The organism is Massilia sp. CCM 8734, from assembly GCF_011682155.1.
Taxonomy (GTDB): domain Bacteria; phylum Pseudomonadota; class Gammaproteobacteria; order Burkholderiales; family Burkholderiaceae_D; genus Telluria_A; species Telluria_A rubra.
On record NZ_WHJI01000367.1, the window covers coordinates 1 to 230 of the forward strand.

The following is a 230-nucleotide window of genomic DNA, read 5'->3' on the forward strand; positions in this document are numbered from 1 at the left end:
TGATCGTTTACGGCGGCGGAATCATGGCTAATCTCATTTTTAAGGCGTGGGGATGCCGTACCTGAAACATTCGGAGCGGAATCGAGAGAAAGTTGAGCGGTATGGTCATCGTCGAAGTCGCATCAACTGGTCGGCGCCGAGGGCGAGCAGCCCAAACATCAAATGGCTCATGACTTTGGCATGTCCCTTGACCATGATGTTGCGGCCACCAAACTCGTCCTTGAGGCGTG

The 230-nt window shown here is 53.9% G+C and carries 1 pseudogene; it reads right to left on the reverse strand.

The features are described 5' to 3' along the window. Positions 1-105: 105 nt before the first annotated feature. Positions 106-230: pseudogene (locus F2P46_RS36915) on the reverse strand (IS5/IS1182 family transposase); the annotation flags it as partial.